General features: G+C 37.8%; 25 protein-coding genes. All 25 read right to left on the bottom strand.

Going from position 1 to position 24,583, the window contains the following annotated elements:
* Nucleotides 1-384, bottom strand: a complete 384-nt coding sequence (flgB, locus tag BAZO_RS15225) for a flagellar basal body rod protein FlgB (protein ID WP_003332531.1) — start codon at nt 382-384, stop codon at nt 1-3.
* Between the two features lie 267 nt (nt 385-651).
* Nucleotides 652-1,431, bottom strand: coding sequence for a GTP-sensing pleiotropic transcriptional regulator CodY (gene codY / locus BAZO_RS15220; protein ID WP_003332530.1), 780 nt, complete (start codon nt 1,429-1,431; stop codon nt 652-654).
* Nucleotides 1,432-1,519: 88 nt separating this feature from the next.
* Nucleotides 1,520-2,914, bottom strand: a complete 1,395-nt coding sequence (gene hslU / locus BAZO_RS15215) for an HslU--HslV peptidase ATPase subunit (protein ID WP_003332529.1) — start codon at nt 2,912-2,914, stop codon at nt 1,520-1,522.
* 16 nt (nt 2,915-2,930) lie between these two features.
* Nucleotides 2,931-3,476, bottom strand: a complete 546-nt coding sequence (gene hslV / locus BAZO_RS15210; protein ID WP_003332527.1) for an ATP-dependent protease subunit HslV — start codon at nt 3,474-3,476, stop codon at nt 2,931-2,933.
* 208 nt (nt 3,477-3,684) lie between these two features.
* Nucleotides 3,685-4,992, bottom strand: coding sequence for an FADH(2)-oxidizing methylenetetrahydrofolate--tRNA-(uracil(54)-C(5))-methyltransferase TrmFO (gene trmFO / locus BAZO_RS15205; protein WP_003332526.1), 1,308 nt, complete (start codon nt 4,990-4,992; stop codon nt 3,685-3,687).
* Nucleotides 4,993-5,130: 138 nt separating this feature from the next.
* The gene (gene topA, locus BAZO_RS15200) at nt 5,131-7,212 is read right to left on the bottom strand and encodes a type I DNA topoisomerase (RefSeq protein WP_003332525.1); all 2,082 of its coding nucleotides are present in this window, start codon (nt 7,210-7,212) and stop codon (nt 5,131-5,133) included.
* Nucleotides 7,213-7,345: 133 nt separating this feature from the next.
* Nucleotides 7,346-8,212: a DNA-processing protein DprA gene (gene dprA / locus BAZO_RS15195; RefSeq protein ID WP_003332524.1), complete on the bottom strand. Its 867-nt coding sequence runs from the start codon at nt 8,210-8,212 to the stop codon at nt 7,346-7,348.
* Nucleotides 8,213-8,301: 89 nt separating this feature from the next.
* Nucleotides 8,302-9,204, bottom strand: a complete 903-nt coding sequence (sucD, locus tag BAZO_RS15190; RefSeq protein ID WP_003332523.1) for a succinate--CoA ligase subunit alpha — start codon at nt 9,202-9,204, stop codon at nt 8,302-8,304.
* A 31-nt stretch (nt 9,205-9,235) separates the two neighbouring features.
* The gene (sucC, locus tag BAZO_RS15185) at nt 9,236-10,396 is read right to left on the bottom strand and encodes an ADP-forming succinate--CoA ligase subunit beta (RefSeq protein ID WP_003332522.1); all 1,161 of its coding nucleotides are present in this window, start codon (nt 10,394-10,396) and stop codon (nt 9,236-9,238) included.
* 188 nt (nt 10,397-10,584) lie between these two features.
* A complete protein-coding gene (locus BAZO_RS15180) occupies nt 10,585-10,872 on the bottom strand; it encodes a FlhB-like flagellar biosynthesis protein (RefSeq protein ID WP_003332520.1) in 288 nt (95 codons plus the stop codon).
* On the bottom strand, nt 10,869-12,017 hold the full coding sequence (locus BAZO_RS15175) for a hypothetical protein (RefSeq protein ID WP_003332519.1): 1,149 nt from the start codon (nt 12,015-12,017) through the stop codon (nt 10,869-10,871). Before BAZO_RS15175 ends, BAZO_RS15180 begins: the two co-directional genes overlap by 4 nt.
* Nucleotides 12,018-12,048: 31 nt before the next feature.
* The gene (locus BAZO_RS15170) at nt 12,049-12,825 is read right to left on the bottom strand and encodes a ribonuclease HII (protein ID WP_003332518.1); all 777 of its coding nucleotides are present in this window, start codon (nt 12,823-12,825) and stop codon (nt 12,049-12,051) included.
* 133 nt (nt 12,826-12,958) lie between these two features.
* On the bottom strand, nt 12,959-13,816 hold the full coding sequence (ylqF, locus tag BAZO_RS15165) for a ribosome biogenesis GTPase YlqF (protein WP_003332517.1): 858 nt from the start codon (nt 13,814-13,816) through the stop codon (nt 12,959-12,961).
* A gap of 13 nt (nt 13,817-13,829) precedes the next feature.
* Nucleotides 13,830-14,378 carry a signal peptidase I gene (lepB, locus tag BAZO_RS15160; RefSeq protein WP_003332516.1) on the bottom strand — a complete coding sequence of 183 codons (549 nt, stop codon included), beginning with the start codon at nt 14,376-14,378 and terminating at the stop codon, nt 13,830-13,832.
* Between the two features lie 96 nt (nt 14,379-14,474).
* Nucleotides 14,475-14,819, bottom strand: coding sequence for a 50S ribosomal protein L19 (gene rplS / locus BAZO_RS15155; protein WP_003332515.1), 345 nt, complete (start codon nt 14,817-14,819; stop codon nt 14,475-14,477).
* A 138-nt stretch (nt 14,820-14,957) separates the two neighbouring features.
* Nucleotides 14,958-15,686 carry a tRNA (guanosine(37)-N1)-methyltransferase TrmD gene (gene trmD / locus BAZO_RS15150; RefSeq protein WP_003332514.1) on the bottom strand — a complete coding sequence of 243 codons (729 nt, stop codon included), beginning with the start codon at nt 15,684-15,686 and terminating at the stop codon, nt 14,958-14,960.
* Nucleotides 15,687-16,199 carry a ribosome maturation factor RimM gene (rimM, locus tag BAZO_RS15145; protein WP_003332513.1) on the bottom strand — a complete coding sequence of 171 codons (513 nt, stop codon included), beginning with the start codon at nt 16,197-16,199 and terminating at the stop codon, nt 15,687-15,689.
* 15 nt (nt 16,200-16,214) lie between these two features.
* On the bottom strand, nt 16,215-16,604 hold the full coding sequence (locus BAZO_RS15140) for a YlqD family protein (RefSeq protein ID WP_003332512.1): 390 nt from the start codon (nt 16,602-16,604) through the stop codon (nt 16,215-16,217).
* A 56-nt stretch (nt 16,605-16,660) separates the two neighbouring features.
* On the bottom strand, nt 16,661-16,888 hold the full coding sequence (locus BAZO_RS15135) for a KH domain-containing protein (RefSeq protein WP_003332510.1): 228 nt from the start codon (nt 16,886-16,888) through the stop codon (nt 16,661-16,663).
* Nucleotides 16,889-16,902: 14 nt separating this feature from the next.
* On the bottom strand, nt 16,903-17,175 hold the full coding sequence (gene rpsP / locus BAZO_RS15130) for a 30S ribosomal protein S16 (protein ID WP_003332508.1): 273 nt from the start codon (nt 17,173-17,175) through the stop codon (nt 16,903-16,905).
* Nucleotides 17,176-17,269: 94 nt separating this feature from the next.
* Entirely contained in the window at nt 17,270-18,613 is a 1,344-nt protein-coding gene (gene ffh, locus BAZO_RS15125; protein WP_003332507.1) for a signal recognition particle protein, read from the bottom strand.
* Nucleotides 18,614-18,625: 12 nt separating this feature from the next.
* Nucleotides 18,626-18,958: a putative DNA-binding protein gene (locus tag BAZO_RS15120; RefSeq protein WP_003332502.1), complete on the bottom strand. Its 333-nt coding sequence runs from the start codon at nt 18,956-18,958 to the stop codon at nt 18,626-18,628.
* Nucleotides 18,959-19,041: 83 nt separating this feature from the next.
* Nucleotides 19,042-20,049, bottom strand: coding sequence for a signal recognition particle-docking protein FtsY (gene ftsY / locus BAZO_RS15115; protein WP_003332501.1), 1,008 nt, complete (start codon nt 20,047-20,049; stop codon nt 19,042-19,044).
* An 18-nt stretch (nt 20,050-20,067) separates the two neighbouring features.
* Nucleotides 20,068-23,625, bottom strand: a complete 3,558-nt coding sequence (gene smc / locus BAZO_RS15110; RefSeq protein ID WP_003332500.1) for a chromosome segregation protein SMC — start codon at nt 23,623-23,625, stop codon at nt 20,068-20,070.
* 166 nt (nt 23,626-23,791) lie between these two features.
* Nucleotides 23,792-24,535, bottom strand: coding sequence for a ribonuclease III (gene rnc, locus BAZO_RS15105; protein WP_003332499.1), 744 nt, complete (start codon nt 24,533-24,535; stop codon nt 23,792-23,794).
* Between the last annotated feature and the right edge of the window lie 48 nt (nt 24,536-24,583).

The following is a 24,583-nucleotide window of genomic DNA, read 5'->3' as shown; positions in this document are numbered from 1 at the left end:
TTAGTTACCTCCCTTTAAAGCCTCTTTTAAAGAATTAAACTTACTATTCATCCTATCAACAAGGACATTATAGTAAATTTGGTTTTGAGCCATTTCTGCCATCTCTTTATCAATATCGACATTGTTTCCATTATGGTTATAGGACGTTGTGGCTCTAGTATTTACTTCAATATTGGAACTTCCACGCTTAAACTCAAAATGCCGAGCATCGGAACGACGTGCTTGTAATGTAGCACGATCAAATTCAGATTTAAAGCTTACTTCCTGAGCTTTATAGTTAGGCGTATCTACATTGGCAATATTATTTGAGATCGTCTTTTGTTTAAGCGATGAGTATGCCAAAGCATTTTCTAATGACTGAATAGAATCTGAAAATAGTTTCATAGTATATCTCCTCACTACATTCATTTTACTATGTAACTAAACCACAGGAATTAGGTAATTATTCCCAAGATAAAATACACTATAGAATATCATATTACAATTTACACATTATTATAAATCATTTCTATACAAATGATAACAAAAAAAACAAATTGTCGGCAAATGTCTATAAAATTAGAAAAAAAGTCCCATTTATCCTACAAAAACCACATAAAAAAAAGCTGCCCAAATTTAGTAGAAACAACCCAAATTGGACAGCTTTTATTATTAATTGGTTTTTAATTTTGAAAGTTCAATAAGGAATTTGTCATTTAATACCTTGATATATGTCCCTTTCATACCAAGAGAACGTGATTCGATTACACCCGCACTTTCTAATTTTCTTAGTGCGTTAACAATAACTGAACGTGTAATTCCTACACGGTCGGCAATTTTACTGGCAACTAGCAATCCTTCATTACCTTCCAGTTCATCAAAGATATGCTCAATTGCTTCCAACTCACTATATGATAATGAGCTGATTGCCATTTGAACAACGGCTTTACTTCTTGCCTCTTCTTCAATTTCTTCTGATTTTTCACGAAGAATTTCCATGCCTACTACTGTTGCACCATACTCTGCAAGAATTAAATCATCATCTGAAAAATTTTCCTGAATTCTTGCAAGAATTAATGTACCTAGACGTTCTCCTCCACCATTAATTGGAACGATAGTCGTTAAGCCCGCTTGAAAAATATCTCTATTTTCTACCGGAAAAGCTGTATATTCACTATCAATATCCAGATTTGCTGATGTTTCTGTTACATTAAATAAATTATTTGTGTAGTCAGTAGGAAACTGTCTTTCTTCCAACATCAATTTCATACGATCATTTTCAATTTGTTGCTTTATTGCAAATCCTAACAATTTCCCTCTTCTACTTACGACATAAACATTCGACTCAATCACATCACGTAAAGTTTCAGCCATTTCTTTAAAGTTAACTGGTTTTCCGCCAACTTTTTGCAGCATTGCGTTAATTTGTCTAGTTTTATCAAGTAACTTCATCTTAATCCTCCTAATATTGGAAAAATAATCAAATGCGCCTTGGCGTATTTGCGCCCAGAGGCTTTAACTTTATTCAGTATGAATAAAGTTATAATATATATTGACTTAAATCCTTATTTCTAGCAATTGTACTTAATTTTTCATCTACATATTCCGGCGTGATCATGACCTTTTCCAGATTGATATCCGAAGCCTCGAATGATAGATCTTCAAGCAATCGTTCAAGAATTGTATGAAGTCTTCTTGCACCAATATTATCAGTCTCCTGATTCACTTCATAGGCAATTGTTGCTATCTTACGAATAGCATCGTCAGAAAATTCAAGTTTGATACCTTCCGTTTGCAATAATGCTTCATATTGTTTTAATAAAGCATTGCTTGGCTCTGTTAAAATTCGAACAAAGTCATCAACAGAGAGACTAGTTAACTCAACACGGATTGGAAACCGACCTTGTAATTCAGGTATTAAATCAGAAGGCTTCGCCATATGAAAAGCACCCGCAGCCACGAACAAAATATGATCTGTTTTCACAGGACCATATTTAGTCACAACCGTAGATCCTTCAACAATCGGTAGAATGTCACGTTGAACTCCTTCTCTAGATACATCTGCGGAATTTTGATTTTTACCGGCAATCTTATCAATCTCATCGATAAAAATGAGCCCCATTTGTTCGGCTTTTGAAACGGCCTCCCCTGTTACCTCATCCATATCAATTAACTTATTAGCTTCATCTTGTGTCAAAACTTTTCGTGCTTCTTTTACAGTAAGCTTGCGCTTTTTTTTCTTCTTAGGCATTAAAGAGCCGAGCGCGTCCTGCATATTCATGCCCATCTGTTCCATACCTGAACCTTGGAGTAGATCAAACATCGAAGCTTGTTGCTCTTCAACCTCAACAGTGATGATATGATCCTCTAATTCACCAAGAGCAAGTTGATGAGCCATTTGCTTTCTTCGTTGTGAAATGTTCTGGTCCTCTGATGGCTGTTGATCATAATCTTGTGTTTGATTTTGCCCACCAAATAACATTTCCAATGGATTTCGATATTGTGTTTGCTTTTGTTTTGTCGGCACTAGCAATTCAACAATTCGTTTATTGGCATTTTCCTCTGCCTTCGCACGGACACTTTGCATTTTTTCTTCCTTCACAAGACGAATCGATGTTTCAACTAGATCTCTTACCATAGATTCAACATCTCTGCCAACATAGCCTACTTCAGTAAACTTTGTAGCTTCAACCTTTATAAATGGAGCTCCAACTAGCTTCGCTAGTCTTCTTGCAATTTCCGTCTTTCCTACTCCGGTCGGTCCGATCATTAGTATATTTTTGGGGGTTATTTCATCCCGAAGTCTATCATCAAGTAGAGTTCTACGATATCGATTCCGAAGAGCAACAGCAACTGCACGTTTTGCTTTGTCTTGCCCAACGATAAATTGGTCAAGGCGTTCAACAATTTGACGCGGAGTTAAATCCTTTTTCATCCTTGATCCCTCCAACTCAAAGTTCTTCCACAATAATATTATTATTGGTGTAAACACAAATTTCACCGGCTATTTCTAAAGCGGATTTTGCAATCTCCTTAGCAGTTAAATGATCACCAGCGTATCGCTTTAATGCCCGACCGGCTGATAATGCATAGTTCCCGCCCGAACCAATGGCAAGTATGCCATCATCTGGCTCAATCACTTCACCCGTTCCAGAAATGAGCAATAAATAATCTTCATTCATAACGATGAGCATTGCCTCTAATTGTCTTAAAACCTTGTCGCTGCGCCATTCCTTTGCAAGTTCAACTGCCGCGCGTTGCAGATTACCATTGTATTCTTCCAATCGTCCTTCGAACTTTTCAAACAATGTGAAAGCATCTGCAACAGAGCCGGCGAATCCGGCAACGACTTTCCCGTTATATAATCTACGGACCTTTCGTGCAGAATGTTTCATAATAACAGCATTTCCAAATGTAACTTGACCGTCGCCGGCCATTGCACATTTCCCGTTATGATGAATTGCAAAAATGGTTGTTGCATGAAATGATGAACTCATAAAAGACCCCCTAAGAATAAGTGGAATTCCTTCTTCTTAAATCTATGTATCAGCTAATGGTTCTTATGTATTAAGAATTTATTATTAGAAACAAACATAAGAAACAGCAGCAAATTTTTCAATTCCTTGCTGCTAAAAAAGTCCTTTTGCTGTTTAAAGGTTAAGTCCCATAAATCTTACCATACTACTATAGTAAATTGCAAACTTTTCATAAATAATTCACAAAATTCTGAATAGACCCCAATGCTCGGTCTGCATGCTTTTCATATCTTTCTTGCTTGTTTTTTATTTTTTGGGGAAGCGGTGGAAATATGCCAAAGTTAGCATTCATCGGCTGAAAGCTTTTTGCATTCGTGGCCGTTATGTAATGAGCCATACTTCCGATAGCGGTCTCTTCCGGAAAACTTACAGGAGTTTGGCCTTTAATAAGTTTCGCGGCATTTACGCCAGCGACAAGCCCCGAAGCTGCCGATTCTACATAGCCTTCGACTCCGGTCATTTGACCAGCAAAAAATATCTTATCATCTTTTTTCAACTGATAAGTCGATTTTAGCAAGTTTGGTGAGTTAATAAACGTATTCCTATGCATGACGCCGTAACGAATAATTTCAGCATTCTCCAAACCCGGTATTAGCTGAATGACTTCCTTTTGCGCCCCCCATTTTAAATGCGTTTGAAAGCCAACGATATTATATAATGTTCCGGCGGCATCGTCCTGCCTTAGCTGAACAACTGCATACGGTCTCTTTCCTGTTCTTGGGTCCTCTAAGCCAACCGGCTTTAACGGTCCAAAAAGCATAGTTTTTATTCCACGGTTGGCCATAACCTCAATCGGCATGCAGCCTTCAAAGAAAATTTCTTTTTCGAATTCTTTTAAAGGAACTGTCTCCGCATGAATAAGGGCATTATAAAAGGTATTAAATTCTTCTTCCGTCATCGGACAGTTAATATAAGCTGCTTCACCTTTATCATATCTTGACTTTAAATAAGCTTTTTCCATATTAATGCTTTCTTTTTCAATGATCGGTGCAGCGGCATCGTAAAAATAAAAATACTCTTCCCCGGTTAACTGCTTAATTTCATTAGACATTGCTTCTGAAGTTAAAGGTCCGGAAGCAATGATCGCAATACCTTCCGGAATCCTTTGAACCTCTTCGTTTATGACAGTAATATTCGGATGTTTTTTTATTTTCTCCGTAACTTTAGCAGAAAATTCGTGGCGATCTACAGCTAATGCGCCACCGGCAGGAACAGCACATTCATCCGCCGAACCAATAATGATTGAATTCAAATGGCGCATTTCTTCTTTTAAGACGCCTACTGCGTTGGTTAATGTATTGGCCCTTAATGAATTACTGCAGACTAATTCAGCAAATTTATCTGTATGGTGGGCAGGTGTTTGCTTTACCGGACGCATCTCATAAAGATGAACTTTAACGCCACGGTTAGCCGCTTGCCACGCGGCTTCACTGCCAGCAAGACCCGCCCCAACTATCGTTATAAAATCCTGACTCAATGTCAAACCCTCCTATAATCAAATGCGCCTTGGCGTATTTGTGCCCAGATTTTTTCGAGCTCGCTCGAAAAACTACCACTGAAAATCTGAGGCATCCGCCGGAGGCAGCAGCTTTATTCAGTAGACTGAATAAAGCTACTATTGTTGTGGTTCTTCTTTATAATCGCAATTTGTACATTGAACCTGCATTCCTTGTTTTGATTTCTTTTCTACTAACAAGCCACTGCATTTTGGACAGGCCCGTGCAATTGGTTTATCCCATGATAAAAATTCACAGTTTGGATATGTGTCACAGCCATAAAAAATCCGTTTCTTCTTGCTTTTTCTTTCTATAATATTGCCTTCCTTACAAGTAGGGCATTTCACGCCAATTTCTTTAACAATCGCTTTTGTATTGCGGCAGTCCGGAAAATTTGAACAAGCCATAAATTTTCCAAAGCGCCCCATTTTATAAACCATCGGGCTACCACATTGTTCGCAGTCTTCTCCAGCAGGTTCATCCTTTATTTCTACTTCTTGCATTTCCTTTTCCGCAACTCTTAAACGTTTTTCAAAGCCTTGGTAAAATTCGTCGATGATCTCAACCCAATTTGTCTGCCCTTCCTCGATAAGGTCAAGACTTGTTTCCATTTTGGCCGTAAATTCAAGGTCCAAGATTTCCGGAAAAAATTCTATTATTAATTCATGAACGATGGTCCCCAACTCGGTTGGAATAAATCGTTTATTATCTAAGGCAACATAACCCCGCTTTTGAATCGTATCCAATGTTGGGGCGAAGGTAGATGGTCTACCAATTCCAAGCTCCTCTAGCGTCTTTACAAGCCTTGCCTCCGTATACCTTGGAGGAGGCTGTGTAAAATGTTGTTTTGGATCTATTTCTTTTGAGGAAACAGTCATCCCTTCCTCAATATCCGGGAGCAGTTTATCCTCATCTTTGGTATTATCATCATTACCTTCAATATAAACTTTCATGAACCCAGGGAATTTTACTTTAGAACCATTAGCTCGGAAAATCACGCCTTCATTTACAAGGTCAACAGTCATTGTATCCATAACTGCTGGAGCCATTTGACTCGCAACGAAGCGCTCCCAAATAAGGCGGTATAACCTTAGCTGATCTCTACCGAGCACCGTTTTAAGGCTGTTTGGCGTCCTTAATATTGAGGTAGGACGCACAGCCTCATGGGCATCTTGAGCATTGGCTGATTTTTTTTCAGTCTTTTTTTCGTTCTGCGCAGTATAATCCTTTCCAAATTCGGATTCTATATATTGATTGGCTTCCGTTTGGGCTGTTTCGGATATTCTCGTCGAGTCCGTTCTCATATAGGTTATGAGACCGACTGTTCCTTCCGCTCCGCCTAAGTCAATCCCTTCATAAAGCTGTTGAGCAATCATCATTGTCTTTTTGGCTCTAAAATTTAATTTCCGTGCAGCTTCTTGTTGCAAGGAAGATGTCGTAAAAGGGGCTGCTGGATTCCTTTTTCTTTCTCTCTTCTTAACGGATTGCACAATATAATCTTTACCCTTGATTCGATTTATAACATTTTTCACTTCATCTTCATTGCTTAAGTCAAGTTTTTTTCCATCCGCCCCATAAAAGCCGGCCTCGAAAGTTTCATTATTTACTTCAAATAGACCCGTGATCGACCAATATTCTTCAGGAACGAATTCTTGTATTTCCTTTTCACGGTCTATGATTAAACGCACAGCTACAGATTGTACACGGCCAGCGCTTAGTCCTTTTTTTACTTTTTTCCATAAAATTGGACTAATGTTATAGCCGACTAGGCGGTCTAATATTCTTCTCGCCTGTTGGGAATTCACTAAATCCTTATTAATGGCTCTTGGATGTTTGAACGCTTCTTTAATTGCATCCTTGGTAATTTCATTAAAGACAACACGACAGTCAGAGTTTTCATCAATATTAAGTGTATGGGCTAAGTGCCATGCAATGGCTTCCCCTTCGCGGTCAGGGTCGGCTGCTAGGTAGATTTTCTTCGCTTTTTTAGCTGCTGTTTTTAATTCTTTTAATACAGGTCCTTTACCACGAATAGTAATATACTTCGGTTCATATTGATTTTCTATGTCAACGCCAGTTTGACTTTTGGGCAAGTCACGAACATGGCCCATGGAAGCTTTAACTTTGTATTTCCGTCCAAGATAACGTTCAATTGTCTTCGCCTTTGCCGGCGATTCTACGATTACTAAATAATCCGACATATACCTATCCCTCCCTAACGAGGTAATAATAAAATCTTCATTATTATTAAATACTTTATATACTTTTGTCAAACATGATTTCTCAATTTATACATTTTAATGTATATTTTCGTTATTTTTTAATAATTATTTTTTAGATTTCTTCTATTATATCCTCTGCAGTTAAGACTAATTTAGCACCTTGTTGAATAAGGCGGTTTGTCCCATGGCTCCTAGGTTCAAATATGGAACCTGGTACTGCAAATACGTCTCTTCCTTGCTCTAGGGCTTGTTCAGCTGTTATTAACGATCCGCTTCGTTCTTTGGCTTCAATGATCACCGTTCCTTTTGATATACCGCTGATAATTCGATTTCTTAATGGGAAATGCCATTTTTCAGCTTTCCGATATGGAGGAAATTCGGATAATAATAACTGGGAGATTGCCATTTCAGAGGCTAGGCTTTGATTGCTTGTGGGATAAATTTGATGAACTCCAGAACCGAGAACGGCTATTGTATTACCTTTCTCCTTTATGGAAATTTTATGTGCTTCAGCATCGATCCCGAGCGCAAGTCCGCTAACAATTGTCCAATTATTTTTGATGAGCGGAGGGATAATCGTCTTAATTACGTCGATTCCATACGGCGAAGGATTTCTAGTACCTACTACGCTAATACAATTGCTCTTTAGTAGTGATTTCTTACCTTTTAAATATAAAACCCAAGGGGGATCATAAATCTTGCTTAAACAGGCAGGATATTCGTTATCGAAAATAGTTAAGAGGTGCACTTGTTCTTTATGAAACTGATCCAATAGTGCGTCGGTAGATGTGGAATGTAAATCTGCATAAAATAACTTTGCATTTTTTGCAGTCATTTGAAAAAGTGCAGGGAATTGATGTTCTTTTAAAGTGAAGATCAATTGAAGTGTAGAATCAAAATGAATAAATCTGTAGATTGATTTCCATCCAATACCTCTAGCGCTGTGTATATGGACTAACCGCTTTTTCATTTCTTCCATTACGTCCTCCCTCTAATTAAAAAGGGACTGTCACAAAAGTTGTGTCAGCCCCTAGTTAGTAATAAGTTTTGCGCGCTAATGTCTAGCTCCTATAGATTTTTACACTTTTCGTATAAACCTTTTTCTTTTAATACTGAGATTAAAGTTTCACCCATAACAGATGGAGTTTCAGCTACTTTAATGCCGCATTCATTCATAACTCTGATCTTTTCATCAGCAGTACCTTTACCGCCAGAAATAATCGCACCAGCATGTCCCATACGCTTTCCAGGAGGAGCTGTACGACCACCGATAAAGCCTACAACAGGTTTTGTCATGTTAGCTTTAACCCATTCTGCAGCTTCTTCTTCAGCTGTTCCACCGATTTCACCAATCATGATAACTGCTAATGTTTCTTCATCTTCATTAAATGCCTTTAAAACATCAATAAAGTTTGTGCCGTTTACTGGGTCTCCACCAATACCAACTGCTGAAGTTTGACCAACACCAGCTTGAGTTAACTGATGTACAGCCTCATAAGTTAATGTTCCAGAACGTGAAACAACACCTACATGGCCCTTTTTATGAATGTAGCCAGGCATAATACCAATTTTACACTCGTCTGCTGTAATAACGCCCGGACAGTTAGGACCTACTAAGCGTGTTTTCTTTCCTTCCATATAACGCTTAACCTTCACCATATCTAATACTGGGATATGCTCTGTAATACAGATGGCAAGATCAAGTTCTGCATCCACTGCTTCCATGATTGCATCTGCTGCAAATGGTGCTGCAACGTAAATTACGGAAGCATTAGCACCTGTGGCTTCTACTGCTTCTTGAACAGTATTAAATACAGGTACACCTTCAACCTCTGTACCACCTTTACCTGGAGATGTTCCTCCTACGATTTTTGTTCCGTATTCTAACATTTGTTGTGTATGGAAACGGGCTGTTTTACCAGTAATCCCCTGAACAATAACTTTTGTATCTTTATTTACAAATACACCCACGTCATTTTCTCCTTTCTTAATCCAGCTTTCATTAACCTACTAATGATACGATTTTTTGTGCGCCGTCAGCCATAGACTCTGCAGGAACAATATCAATATCCGACTCAGCAAGAATTTTCTTACCTAAGTCAACATTTGTTCCTTCTAACCGTACAACTAAAGGAACCGATAAACCTACTTGTTTCGCTGCTTCTACTACGCCTTCTGCAATAACGTCACACTTCATGATTCCACCAAAGATATTAACGAAAATACCTTTAACGTTTGGATCAGAAAGGATGATTTTAAATGCTTCTGTAACCTTTTCGGCAGTTGCGCCGCCACCAACATCCAAGAAGTTAGCCGGATCACCGCCATAATGCTTGATAATATCCATTGTAGACATTGCAAGACCTGCACCATTAACCATACAACCGATATTTCCATCTAATGAAATATAGCTTAAATCGTATTTAGATGCTTCAATTTCTTTTGGATCTTCTTCTTCTAAGTCACGGTATGCAAGTACATCTTTTTGACGGTAAAGTGCATTTGAGTCAAAATTTAACTTAGCATCAAGAGCCATAACTTGTCCGTCTCCAGTAACAACTAGCGGATTAATTTCAGCAATTGAACAATCTTTATCGATATATGCATTATATAAGCCCATCATAAACGCTACAGCTTTATTAACCAATTCATTTGGAATGTTGATTTGGTATGCTAGACGACGCGCTTGGAACGCTTGTAAGCCAATAGCTGGGTCAATCTCCTCTTTGAAAATCTTTTCAGGAGTAGCTGCTGCTACTTCTTCGATTTCTGTTCCACCTTCTTCAGATGCCATTAGGACAACGCGAGAAGTTGCTCGGTCTAAGACTAGGCCGACATAATATTCTTTCTTAATGTCGCAGCCCTCTTCAATTAATAAGCGTTTCACTTCTTTTCCTTCAGGGCCAGTTTGATGAGTCACAAGCGTTTTGCCTAAAATTTCGCTAGCATACTGTTTAACCTCATCTAAACTTTTTGCAACTTTAACCCCACCGGCTTTACCCCTACCGCCTGCATGGATTTGGGCTTTTACAACCCATACATTACTATCTAATGCCTGTGCTGCTTCTACAGCTTCCTCAACAGTGAAAGCAACTTTCCCATTTGGAACTGCCACCCCGTATTGTCTGAGGATTTCTTTGCCTTGATACTCGTGGATATTCATTCTCCATCCTCCAATCTCTTATGTATACAATTTAGACAAATTTGGACTACCTGTCTTATTGTATAGTAGTTTTATCCCCAGTGTCTATATTTCTACATAATTTTATAAACTCCTTTTAAAATTTTTTTGTTTACAAAAAAAGTCAGCTGGGGATAAATTTTGACAATATAATATTAATATCCATTTTATTATTCGACATCTTTCATCGATTTGTCAATTCTGTAGATAAAAGCGAAGATCTCTGCAATCGCTTGATACAATTCTTCTGGTATCGTTTCATTAATTTCAAGTTGACCAAGAAGTTCAACTAACGTCGGGTCCTCTTGGATAGGAATACTAAATTCCTTTGCCTTTTCCAATATATTATCCGCTACTTCACCCTTCCCTTTTGCAATAACCTTTGGAGCTAAATCTTTGGAAATATCATAGGAAAGTGCTACTGCTTCTTTTCTTTTCATCCTGAGATCCTGTTTCATATTTTAATATCCACTCCATTCATTGATGGTGAAAATGTGGATAGTTTTTCAGTTGTTTTTGGTTTTTTATTATTTTCATTTTCTTTCGTTGAAACAATTATGCTGGACAAATGATACTGAAGATTTTCAAGTTTATCTTTTAATAGCTGCTGAACACTTTTAATAACCGGATTTAGCTTCGGATTATCATTGTATATTCGGATATTTACAATTCTATTTTGGACATGAACATCTACTAGCATCTCTTGTAAATGCTCCAATTCTAAATAAAATAATACGCGGCAATAGTCCGGATCAATCTGACCATTCTGTTGTTTTTTCCCGATCCACTTAAATCTGACATCTGTTGAATGATTTCCAAGCAATATTGGAAGATGTATTAACAATTGCTGAAATTGTCCTTCCTGTCCGCTATTAATGAGTTGGAGTCCGGTAATTCTCGTTAATAACTGATCCATTTTATCTCTAGCATGAGGGTTAGATGTTTCCTCTAGTGCTTTCATTAATAAAGGCTTCAATGCAAGTAATTTATTTTCAGCCGTTTGTTCTTTTTCCAAAATACTAATATCGTGCTCGTATTGTAATCCTATAGCTTCCACCGTTCGTTTGAACAATTGGGTTATGTCTTTTCCATTTTCTAAATGTAGACTTGGTTCCGTAAGCTGTATTAACAATGCTTCTAACTGTTGGTGTGTATTTGTTTTTGGGTTGATTGATATAAGTGCTTCAAAGACTTTAGCTAGATTAGTCGTTATCGTTTCTTCTGTCTGTAGTGCCAACATACTATTAAGAATGGGCCCGGTTAATGGCAGTTCTTTCTGAACTGTCATTTTTATTGCTTCGAGCGCTTTGGGCATATCGCCTTTGGCCATTTCTTTTAACCACTCCGATGCAGCTTTTAGCGACTCCTTTGAGATTGGTAACTGTTCATTTAGAAATAACCGCAGCAATTGTTGATTCGCTTTCGTATCAGCGATTCCTACTTTTTTCAGAAGGGTAATAAGCTGCTCTTCTATATCTGCACTTTCCGTTTTCGATAACGTAAGGTCATCTATACTATTATTCCCCACTTTTGAAGGAACCATTTGCCCTGTAGGCAGTTTTTCGTTTTGGAAAAATGATTGCAGATTATTAAATTGAATCAATGCTACCCTCTCCTTCGCTAAATATTGATCATTATACTAATTGAAATAAATCTTTAACCGGGGCAAATGAACGCCGATGTTCCTCTATGACTCCATATTTTTCGATCGCTTGTAAATGTTGACTTGTGCCGTAACCCATATGACTTTCAAATCCATATTGCGGATATTTCTTACCCAGCTCTTTCATATAACGGTCTCTAGTTACTTTGGCAACAACTGAACTAGCCGCGATTGATATACTTTTTGCGTCACCCTTAATGATTGATTTTTGCGGAATCGAAAGCGGGAGCTCCATTGCATCGATTAGTAAATACTCAGGTGAAATTTCCAATTTCTTAATAGCACGGGTCATTGCCAGTTTTGTAGCCTGATAAATATTTAATTCATCTATTTCAATTGCCGATGCACTACCGATGCCAACACTCATAGCATTCTCTATAATATATTCATAAAATAGTTCCCGTTTTTTTTCTGATATAGCTTTTGAATCATTTATACCCGGCAGGAAAAATTTCTCTCCCAAAATCACAGCTGCACATACAACAGGACCTGCAAGGGGACCTCTTCCCACCTCATCAACACCGGCAATCCTATGTATATGTTGATGCCGTAATTCGTTTTCATAAATGGACATTTGCTCAAATTTGTCCTTTAACTTTTTTTCCTCTGCCTTGTTCTTTAACCACTTGCTATATAAAAGCTGGACGCCCTTTCGCTTATCACTTTTTACTTCCGCTAAAAATTCTTCATTGAAAAAATCTTCACTGCTCCTAAATATTTCTTCGATTTCCTTGATTGTTTTAGTCATAGTAAAACTCAAACTCACTTTCTTTTTTACTGAGTAAAGATATAACTTATATCGGCATTCCTTGAAAAAAATAAAGAAGGTGTCGAGCTCTCTTCCCGGACTAATTAACGTTCAGGAAGTGACTGACACCTTATCATTCTATATCGGATGGATGATCAAAGGTTAAACGGCCGAGTTTTCCAGAGCGTAGATCCCTTATGACAACCTCTGCGGTTTTATCATAATCAATCAGTCCTCCGCCCATCAAACAACCCCTAAATTTACCTATTTGATCAAACAACTCTACCATTTCTGTTGAAATTTCATTTAATTGATAACGTTCCTTTAGATTATCAGGATAATACTTTGTTAAAAATTTCAATGCATAAACGACAACATCTTGAAAGTCGAGGAGATTTTCTTTAATCGCACCCGTTACGGCCAGACGATATCCTACTTCCTGGTCCTCAAACTTAGGCCATAAAATACCGGGAGTATCCAGCAGTTCAAACTCTTTACCGACCTTAATCCATTGCTGACCTGTTGTAACACCCGGTCGATCTCCAGTTTTGGCAATCGGCTTATTAGCTAGTCGGTTGATTAATGTAGATTTGCCGACATTTGGAATACCAACGATTAAAGCTCGTATCGCCCTTGTATTCTTTATACCTTTAGCCCTCATTTTATCAAATTTCTCTTGAGTTAAGGCTTTACATTCGGAGATGATATTTTTCATATCATTTTTTGTCTGTGCATTAATGGCTAAACATTTATATCCTTTATTTTCGAAATATATAATCCATTCATCCGTTTTTTTAGGATCAGCCAGATCGGCTTTGTTTAATAAAACTAATCTTGGCTTTCCTGAAATAATTTCATCTATCATTGGATTTCTCGATGAATAAGGAATCCGGGCATCAACTAATTCTATTACAACATCAATTAATTTTAATTTTTCAATTACTTGTCGTTTCGCTTTTGCCATATGGCCAGGAAACCACTGAATTGTCATTCTTATTCACCTACTACTTGATGATTTGAAAATCACTTGGTGGCCAGTATACAATATTTGTCTTCCCTAATACCTTTTCCATTTCCACAGTGCCAATTATTCGACTGTCTTTACTAAAACGGCGGTTATCACCAAGAACAAATATGTGACCTTCCGGTACCTTATCCAAGCCTGTAACCTCTTCAAGTGTAAAATCATTAGTAAGAGGCCCATTTACATCCTGTTTATATTGGTCCAAATAAGGCTCCTCAATCGGCTCTCCATTAATATATAAAACGTCATCCTTGTATTCAACATGATCACCAGGTAAACCAATGACACGTTTAATATAATCTCTTTCCTCGGTAGCGTGGAATACAACAATATCAAATCTTTCAGGCTTTCCAATTTTGTAGCCGATTTTATTTACAATCATCCGATAATGATCATGTAATGTCGGCATCATGGACTCACCATCAACAACGATAGGAGCAAATAGGAAAAACCGAATTCCACCCGCTAACAGTACTGCAATGATTAGTGCTTTAATCCATTCCCATACCTCGTTCTTGCTTTGGGACATATACCGTTCCTCCAAAATACATAAAAATATGAAATCAATAAAGCTAAAGTAAGTTGGAAAAAAGGAGCTTGAATACCAAGCTCCTTCTTCATCAAATTATCGAATTTCTTTAATACGAGCTGCTTTACCACGAAGACTACGTAAGTAATAAAGTTTAGCACGGCGTACTTTACCGCGACGCATAACTTCGATCTTCGCAATTTTCGGTGTATGCAATGGGAATGTACGTTCAACACCTACACCGTAAGAGATCTTACGTACTGTAAATGTTTCGCTGATTCCACCACCACGACGCTTAATAACAACACCTTCAAACACCTGGATACGTTCGCGAGTACCCTCGACAATACTTACGTGTACACGTAATGTATCTCCAGGACGGAACGCAGGAATGTCTGCTCTTAATTGTTCTTTAGTGATGTCATGAATTAATTGTTGCATCGTTTTCACTCCTTCCACACAGATGCTCATGTAAAAAATATCTGATATTACAGCGGAACATCGTTTTCAAAACTTGAACACAAGTTCAAGCACAAGGATTAATATATCATAAACAACCGCTTGTTTCAATAGCTATTATCAATTCTTAAACTCTTTCAACCACTTTTTTTCTTCTTCCGTTAACTCTCGATTTTCTAACAAATCCGGTCTTCTTAGAAATGTTCTTCTAACTGATTCCTTACGTCTCCACTCTTCGATCTTTTTATGATCCCCAGATAATAATGTATCAGGAACCTTCATACCGTTAAAGTCGGTCGGTCTCGTGTAATGGGGATGTTCTAATAGCCCGCTGCTATAAGAATCACATGGAGCTGATTCTTCATTCCCTAAAACCCCAGGAAGAAGGCGAACAACACTGTCGATAATGACCATACTGGCTAATTCGCCACCTGTTAATACATAATCACCAATGGATAGCTCATCCGTCACTAGAAATTCACGAATCCGCTCATCATAGCCTTCATAATGCCCGCAAATAAAGATAAGATGCTCCTCCCCGGCTAATTCTTCCGCTTTCTTTTGAGTATACTTTTCTCCTTGTGGACACATGAGAATAATTCTAGGACGTTTTTCCATATCTTTTGTTAAGTGATGAACGGCATCAAAGATAGGTTGCGGTGTCAAAACCATCCCTGCTCCGCCACCATATGGATAATCATCTACCTTTTGATGCTTATTCTTAGAAAACTCACGAAAATTATGTACATGGTATGTTGCAAAATTACGCTCTTCAGCTTTTTTCAAAATCGAATGACCAAATACACCATGAAACATTTCCGGAAACAAAGTTAAAACATCGATTTTCATTTACAGTAATCCTTCCATTAAATGAACTATTACTTTTTTATTTTCCACGTCAACTTCCTTAACGACATCTTCAATATATGGTAAAAGCAAATCCTTGTCCCCAGGCCTTTTTACAACCCAGACATCGTTCGCACCTGGTGAAAGTATTTCTTTAATTGTTCCAAGCTTTTCACCATCGTCTGTAAATACTTCACAGTCGATGATTTCATGGTAATAAAATTCACCTTCATCTAAATCATTAAGCTGATCTTCGCTGATTTTTAGCATTTTCCCTTTATACTTTTCAACGTCATTGATGTTATTGAACCCTGCAAATGTCAGCAGATGAAAATTTTTATGCAGCCGATGTGAGGATACTTTTACTTCGATCAAATCATTCGGCGCAACTTCTATATATAGAATGTTCCCTTTTCGAAAGCGTTCTTCAGGAAAATCAGTTGAAGAAATTACTCGAATTTCTCCTTTAATCCCTTGAGTATTTACAATTTTGCCGACATTAAAATATTTTGCCACCGAAAGACCTCCCGTCTATCTAATCTCTTCTATTATTCCATCCTTTATTACAATCGTTCGTTCCTTTGTAAGTTCTCCCCAATTGTCCCCTTCATTAATTTCCACTATTCCTTGAACTTCTGATTCTTTTAGCTCTGTGCCAACGGGCAGAATTTCTAATTGTTCCAGTTGAAATTGTAATAACTTGCACTTTTCGATTCTACTGGAGATTTCTTTATCAAATCGGGACGCATCCAGCGGGGATGCCTGCGCTTTTTTAGTTTTCTCATACTTTTTCTTTTCAAACCGAAGCTGCCCAATTTCCTTATTCAGTTGTTCAATTTGCTGTTCAAATCGAATGAATAATTCTTGTTTGCTTTTCTCAGTCAAAATTTGCTTTACAACAATATTTCTAATAATTTTCATATCTTTTCTCCTAGACGATTTAAGGTATGAAAAAAGGGAGAGGTTGATCCTCGCCCTTACATAATTTCTAGGTGTATTCTTTTACTTTCATTCGTTGCAGCAGCATAAACTACTGTCCGAATCGCTTTGGCTATACGCCCATGTTTACCAATTACTTTTCCTACGTCGTCTTTATGAACTGTTAAGCTGTATGTGACTTTTCGCTCGTCTGCCTGTTCTTTTACAACAACATCATCAGGGTAATCGACAAGTGACTTAACTATCGTTTCAATTAAATCGATCATAGTTATCACACAACTTACTTAGATTGCTTTAAGTTGTGGAATTTTTCCATGATGCCTTGAGTAGAGAATAGGTTACGTACTGTATCAGATGGTTTTGCACCATTTTGTAACCATTTTAGTGCTGCTTCTTCATTGATTTTTACTTCAGCTGGGTTAGCAACCGGATTGTATACTCCAATTTCTTCAATGAAACGTCCATCACGTGGTGAACGAGAATCAGCTACTACTACACGATAAAAAGGAGCCTTTTTTTGACCCATACGTTTTAAACGAATTTTTACTGCCATAATTAAATCTACCTCCATTATGTTTTACACATTTTTAAATACTATCAAGTTTTGATTCATTTGTAAAGTAAAATTTATTGACACCTATTAGAAATTACATAAACGGAAATTTAAATCCTTTTTTCTTGCCTTTAACGTTCATGTTGCTCATTTGCTTAAACATTTTTTTCATATCTTCAAATTGCTTAAGCAAGCGATTGACTTCTTGAACGGTTCTGCCGGAGCCTTTGGCAATTCGTTTCTTCCGGCTGGCATTAATGATCTCTGGATTTACTTTTTCTTTCTTTGTCATCGATTGAATGATCGCTTCAACATGCTTAATTTGCTTTTCGTCTACCTTCAAATCTTTTAAGCCTTTAATTTTATTAGCACCCGGCAACATGCCGATCAAATCATCTAAAGGACCCATTTTGCGAACTTGAGCCAACTGTTCTAAGAAGTCATCAAACGTAAAGCTCATTGTTCTCATTTTTTCTTCTAATTCTTTTGCTTTTTCTTGGTCAACATTGGCTTGTGCTTTTTCTATTAAGGTGAGCACATCACCCATTCCTAGTATTCTCGAAGCCATCCGTTCTGGATGAAAATCCTCCAATTGGTCTAGCTTTTCACCCATACCAACAAACTTAATTGGAATATTGGTTACTGCTTTAATGGATAAGGCAGCACCACCGCGAGTATCACCATCTAGTTTTGTCAAGATCGTGCCCGTTAAACCAAGCTGTTCATTAAAACTTTCAGCTACATTAACAGCATCCTGTCCTGTCATTGCATCAACTACAAGAAAGATTTCGTCTGGCTTCGCAAGTTCCTTAATTTGCTTTAACTCATCCATTAAGGTTTCATCAATATGAAGACGACCAGCTGTATCAATTAATACATAGTCGTGATGATCTTCTTTTGCTTTTTCGACTGCCTGCTTTGCAATTTCAACTGGGCTAACCTGATCCCCTAACGAGAAAACAGGAATGTTTAACTGCTTTCCAAGTGTTTCAAGCTGTTTAATAGCAGCAGGCCGGTAAATATCAGCAGCTACAAGTAAAGGTTTTCGATTATATTTTTTTCTTAAAAGATTTGAAAGTTTTCCAGTCGTCGTTGTTTTACCAGCACCCTGTAAACCTACCATCATGACGACGGTTGGCGGACGGTTGCTGACCGCGATTTTACTTTGCGAACCTCCCATAAGTTCGGTTAGTTCTTCTTGAACAACTTTGATTACTTGCTGGCCAGGTGTTAAGCTTTTCATTACTTCCTGACCTACAGCCCGTTCTTTCACTCGCTTGATAAAGTCTTTGACGACTTTGAAATTAACGTCTGCTTCTAACAGTGCTAAACGCACTTCGCGCATCATTTCATTAACATCGTCTTCAGTTACTTTCCCTTTGCCACGAATTCGCTGGATCGTATTTTGCAGTCGGTCGGCTAATCCTTCAAACGCCATAGCGGCCGCCTCCTAATCTAATTTCTCAAGGGCATCCATCAATTCATTAATAGCTTCCCTATCTAATTGTTGATTATTGTAACAAAGCTTTAGCTTTTGGATGATTTCTTGCCTTTCTTGAAACTTCTCAAAAAGATGTAGCTTACTTTCATAATCTTCAAGCATCGTCTCTGTACGCTTAATATTGTCATAAACAGCTTGTCTTGAGACATCATATTCCTCAGCGATTTCTCCAAGGGAAAAATCATCAAGGTAATACAATGACATATAATTCCGTTGCTTCTTTGTTAACAAGGATTGATAAAAGTCAAAAAGATAATTTACCCTCGTTGTCTTTTCGAGCATGCACCGTGCCCTCCTTGTTAAGTGAATTCCCTTTACGGGTTTAAATATACACTGCCCCACCTGTAATGTCAAGTAAAAACACTTTATACTTCTTTGTCTTCAGTTTCAGAGCTTTCCACCATTTCAGCAAACAACCCGTATACAAACTGCTCTGGATCGAATTCTTGCAGGTCTTCCGTTTTTTCGCCAAGTCCCACAAATTTAACAGGAGTTTTCAATTCGTGGCGAATCGCAAGAACAATACCACCTTTTGCGGTTCCATCGAGTTTTGTCAGCACAATTCCGGTTACATTCGTTGCTTCGCTAAATTGCTTTGCCTGACTCATTGCATTTTGTCCCGTTGTTGCATCTAGAACAAGTAAAACTTCGTGAGGAGCACCAGGAACCTCACGTTCAATCACACGTTTAACTTTTTCTAGCTCCTTCATCAAATTCACTTTATTTTGTAAGCGTCCTGCTGTATCACAAATTAAGATATCAACTTTCCTTGATTTCGCAGCCTGCAACGCATCAAACATAACAGCGGCTGGATCAGAGCCTTCCGATTGTTTAATGACCTCAACACCGACACGCTCTCCCCATACCTCTAATTGTTCTATAGCTCCGGCACGGAATGTATCACCTGCTGCTAGTAGTACAGATTTTCCTTCGTTTTTAAGTTTATGAGCTAATTTTCCAATCGTCGTTGTTTTACCGACACCGTTTACTCCAACAAATAGGATCACTGTTAACCCATCTGGCTGGATATTTAAACCTTCCACCTTTTCATCATTATCATCAGTGAATAATTCAACCAGTTTTTCGGAAATGACAGCCTGAACGTCCTTCGGGTCTTGGATATTTCGTTTTTTAACTTCGGTTTTGAGAACGTCTATTAAATCCATTACTGTTGTAACGCCGACATCAGCGCTGATTAAAATTTCTTCTAGTTCCTCGAAGAACTCCTCATCTACTTTGCGATAGCGTGAAACGAGATCATTCACTTTTTCGGAAAAAGAATTTCTTGTTTTTGACAAACCATCCCTAAATTTTTCTGTTACTACATCTGTTTTTTGAGAAATCTTTTCTTTTAATTTTTTAAAAAAGCTCAAAATGTAGCCTCCTTTTTGTTAACCTTCTATTAACTGCTTTGATTCTTCAAGACGTACGGATACGAGCTTGGATATGCCGGATTCCTGCATGGTAACTCCGTAAAGCACATCTGCTTCCTCCATTGTACCTTTTCTATGGGTAATGACGATAAATTGAGTTTCCTTGCTGAACTGCTTTAAATAAGCAGCAAAACGGGAAACGTTGGCATCATCAAGGGCTGCTTCAACCTCATCCAAAACACAAAACGGAACCGGCCGTACCCTTAGGATGGCAAATAATAGGGCGATCGCTGTTAACGCACGTTCCCCACCAGATAATAGTCCCAAATTTTGAAGCTTTTTACCAGGTGGCTGGGCAACAATATCGACGCCTGTGTTAAGTAAGTCTTCCGGAGCAGTAAGCACGAGATCAGCTCGCCCACCACCAAAAAGCTCTTTAAACACTTGCTCAAATTCTGCTTTTATACTAAAGAAGGAGTGTTCAAAACGTTTCCTCATTTCCTCATCCATTTCATCGATGATTTGATGCAGCGTATTTTTCGCTTCCATTAAATCATTTTTCTGCTCAGTTAAGAATTGATAACGTTCTGATACTCGTTCATATTCTTCGATTGCACCAAGATTAACGGTCCCTAATTCTTCTATTTCCATTTTAATTAATTTTACTTTTCGTTTAGCCTCGTCAATATCCAATGTTAGTGGATACTTTTCCTTGGCAGCATCAAAGGAAAGCATATACTCCTCACGCAAATGGGTTAAACGATTTTCTAACTCCACGTCAAGCCTATTTATTTTGACTTCTTCTTCCTTTGTCGCATCAACCATTTGCCTATGTTGCCGTCTTAATTCTTTATTTTCCCGGGATAAATCCTCCAGTTTCAATTGCTGCTCAAGTCTTTCTTCCCTACGGCTCGTAATAAGTGTAAGTGTTCTGTCTTTTTCCTTTGCTTTTTGAATAATTAGTTCATCAAGCTTTCCTTCACCTGAAACATTGGTACTCATTTTATCATTTAAAAACTCCAAGTCCGATGTCACGAGTTTTAATTGATTCATCGTTATTGTTTTTTCGTCATGAAGTCGATTTACTTGCTCTTGCTGATTTTTAACTAATTGTCCTTTTTCAGCGGCTAACACTTTTAATTCCGTTACTTTTTGCTGTAATGCTTCTTTAGATGTTTGTTGATTTTTCTTTTGACTGGCAAGGATCGTCATTTGTTCATCAATGGATGTAATTTTATCCTCTAATCTAGCAAGGTTTTCGATTACTTCATCCAGTTTTTTATTGGCACTTTCCTTTTCTTTATTAAATCCTTCTATTTCAAGGTCATAAAGCTTGAGGCGTTCATTGATATTTTTCTCTTCTATTTCTAACTCTCTTATATCGCCCTTAATTTGATGTTCTTCAATACGAAAAGTTTCACCAATTTCTTTTAAGTGTGCCAGCTGATTTTCATTTTCATGAATTTCTTCTTTTAATACTTTTACCTGTTGTTCTAGGATTTCTGTTTTCCGTTCCATATCAGGTAATTTGCTAACTAAATCTTCCAACTCTCTTTGACGGGTAAATAATGAAGTTGTTTTTTGTTTAATCGACCCACCTGTCATTGAGCCACCGGGATTTACTACATCACCCTCAAGAGTTACAATGCGATAGCGATGATTTATTAATCGCGCCAGATCATTGGCACCTTTTAAGTCAACAGTAATCATAACGGTTCCTAATAAGTTCTCAATAACATTATTATATTTGCTATCATAGGTAACCAAAGAAGAGGCTATACCAATAAATGCCGGATGTTGTTCAAGCATCGATGTTTGAGTAAAGGGCAGAGTTTTCCCCTTTATAACACTTAATGGTAAAAATGTAGCCCGGCCATGATGATGTTTCTTTAGAAAAGCTATTGCTTCCCGGGCATGATTTTCATGATCAACAACCACATGCTGCATGGCGCTGCCAAGTGCTATTTCGATTGCTGTTTCATATTGCTTTTCAACATGAATTAATTCAGCAACAGCCCCGAGGATACCAGGCAGTTTGGCTTTTAACACTTCTTTAACACCTTGAAAAAAACCTGAATAGTCTTCCTGCATCTCCTCAAGCATTTCTTTTCTTGATCTAAATTTTTGTAAATATTGATAGGCTTGGTAAAGCTGCGTTTCTTTTTTGTGGTATTCATCCCGCTGTTTTTCTAATTGAAGCTCCAACTGTTTATATTTTAAAACTTGAGCTTGAAGTTCCTCTTGTTTTCGCTTAGCATTGGCACGTAAATCCGATTTTTTATCTTCTAATTTTTTTCTTAGTAGCAAGTATTTCTCGTTATCCTGGTCGAGTCTCCCTTTCTTGCCATCCAATTGCTTTAGCTGGTCATCCAAGTGACTTTTTTCATTTTTTAAGGAAGCTTGGTTGTTTAATAAATCGATGTAATCGCTTTTTAAATTTTCAAGCTCGCCTTCAATATCATGGCTTACTGCCAAAAGCTGTTCCTCACAGCTCTCTAAGTCTTTTTTTAGAATTTGAAGTTCAGATTGATATTGAGCTAAGACTATCGTTTGAATAGATATTTGTGATTCATAGTCTGCTGTTTTCGTCTTTAAATCTTCGATTGATTGTTCAAGTTGGGAACGATTTTGAGTGGCATTTTTTTTCCGCTCTTTTAGAACCTCCCTTTGCCCCTCCAGTTTTTCTAATTCATTACTGGATAAAAGCAATACTTCTTGAAGCTCGGTGATCGAATCATCGAGCACTTGAATGTTTTCACGAAGGGCTTCCATGTCGGCCTCTTGTTTTTGCACCTTCGCTAAAAGCTCGATTTCAACATCCTTATGCTCCTCAAATTGCTTTGATAGAAACTCCCATTTTCCGTGTAATTCTTCTATTTCATAAACGGTCAATGCGACTTCCGTTTTTTCAAGCTCCTCTTTCTTATCCAAGTAATCCTTGGCAATCGAGGATTGTACCTTTAACGGTTCTACCTGGCCCTCTATTTCATGGAGAATATCGTCAACCCTGTTTAAATTATCCTGTGTTTCAAATAATTTAATCTCGGCTTTTTTCTTTCTCGTTTTGTATTTTAAGACCCCAGCAGCCTCCTCAAAAATGGTACGCCTATCTTCTGATTTGCTGCTGAGGATTTCCTCAACCTTTCCTTGGCTGATGATTGAAAATGCTTCACGGCCTAACCCAGAATCCATAAATAAATCAACAATATCCTTTAGGCGGCATGATTGTTTATTTATATAAAATTCACTCTCACCGGAGCGGTATACCCGTCTTGTTACACTCACTTCATGGTAATCAATTGGTAAAAATTGATCATCATTTTCAAGGGTTAAGGTCACCTCGGCAACATTAAGAGGCTTTCTTGTATCACTGCCCGCAAAAATGATATCCTCCATTTTTGAACCTCTTAATGACTTAACAGATTGTTCCCCTAAAACCCAACGGATAGCATCAGTTATGTTGCTTTTTCCACTGCCATTCGGTCCTACGACAGCTGTTACACCTGGAACAAAATCAACTGAAGTTCGATCAGCAAATGCTTTGAAACCAACTATTTCTAAACGCTTTAAATGCATGTATTGTTCCTCCCTATAAAAGAAAAGGCGCACTAGTAAAGATCAATTAATCCACCACTTATGGCAGTGGGTGACCTCTACTGAACAAAGTTAAACTCAAGCATACTGGTTCCAAGTCTTTCACCAAACGGATAAAAAACTAAGTAACAGTACGTTTGAGTTTATTTTAGTTTCTTTCTTTTTTTAATTCATCAAGTGCTTCTTTTGCAGCTTTTTGCTCTGCTTCTTTTTTCGATTTACCTACTCCAGTACCAAGAATTTCACCATTTAAGGCTACACGCGAAACAAACTCACGATTGTGTGCAGGACCTTTTTCTTGGATGATTAAATATTCAAGGGAACCTTGTCCGTTTCTTTGAACGATTTCTTGAAGTTGGCTTTTATAATCCATCACGTGGGAAAAAACACCTTCCGAAATTTTCGGATAAATGACTTTTTGAAGGAACTCAATCACTTTATCTAACCCTTGGTCAAGATACAGCGCTCCGATAAATGATTCAAACACATCAGCGAGTAACGCTGGTCTTGCCCTTCCGCCTGTCAGTTCTTCCCCTTTTCCTAATAACACATACTCTCCGAAGGAAAGTTGATGAGCAAAATTCACTAAAGATGGTTCACAAACGATTGCGGCTCTCAGTTTAGTTAAATCCCCTTCACTCATTGAGGGATAGTTATTAAATAAATAATGGGACACTGTTAGTTCCAAAACGGCATCTCCAAGAAACTCCAATCTTTCATTATCTTCTGATGATTTAATACGGTGTTCATTAACATAAGAGGAGTGTGTAAAAGCTTGAACTAATAGATGCTCATTCTCAAATTGGATGTTGAGCAAATCCTGCAGCTCTTGAAACTTTAGTTTTTGCTTAATCCCTATTTTCTTCTCTCTTTTTTTTATTGGCTTTGTCATAAAAACCTCCAGAAACAAACTGCAATATATATATCAAATGCGCCTTGG

Origin of the sequence: Schinkia azotoformans LMG 9581 (genome assembly GCF_000307855.1) — a bacterium.
In the GTDB taxonomy this organism is placed as follows: Bacteria; Bacillota; Bacilli; order Bacillales; family Bacillaceae_J; genus Schinkia; species Schinkia azotoformans.
The sequence above is the reverse complement of the archived record's forward strand: the minus strand, read 5'-3'. Positions and strand labels throughout refer to the sequence as shown.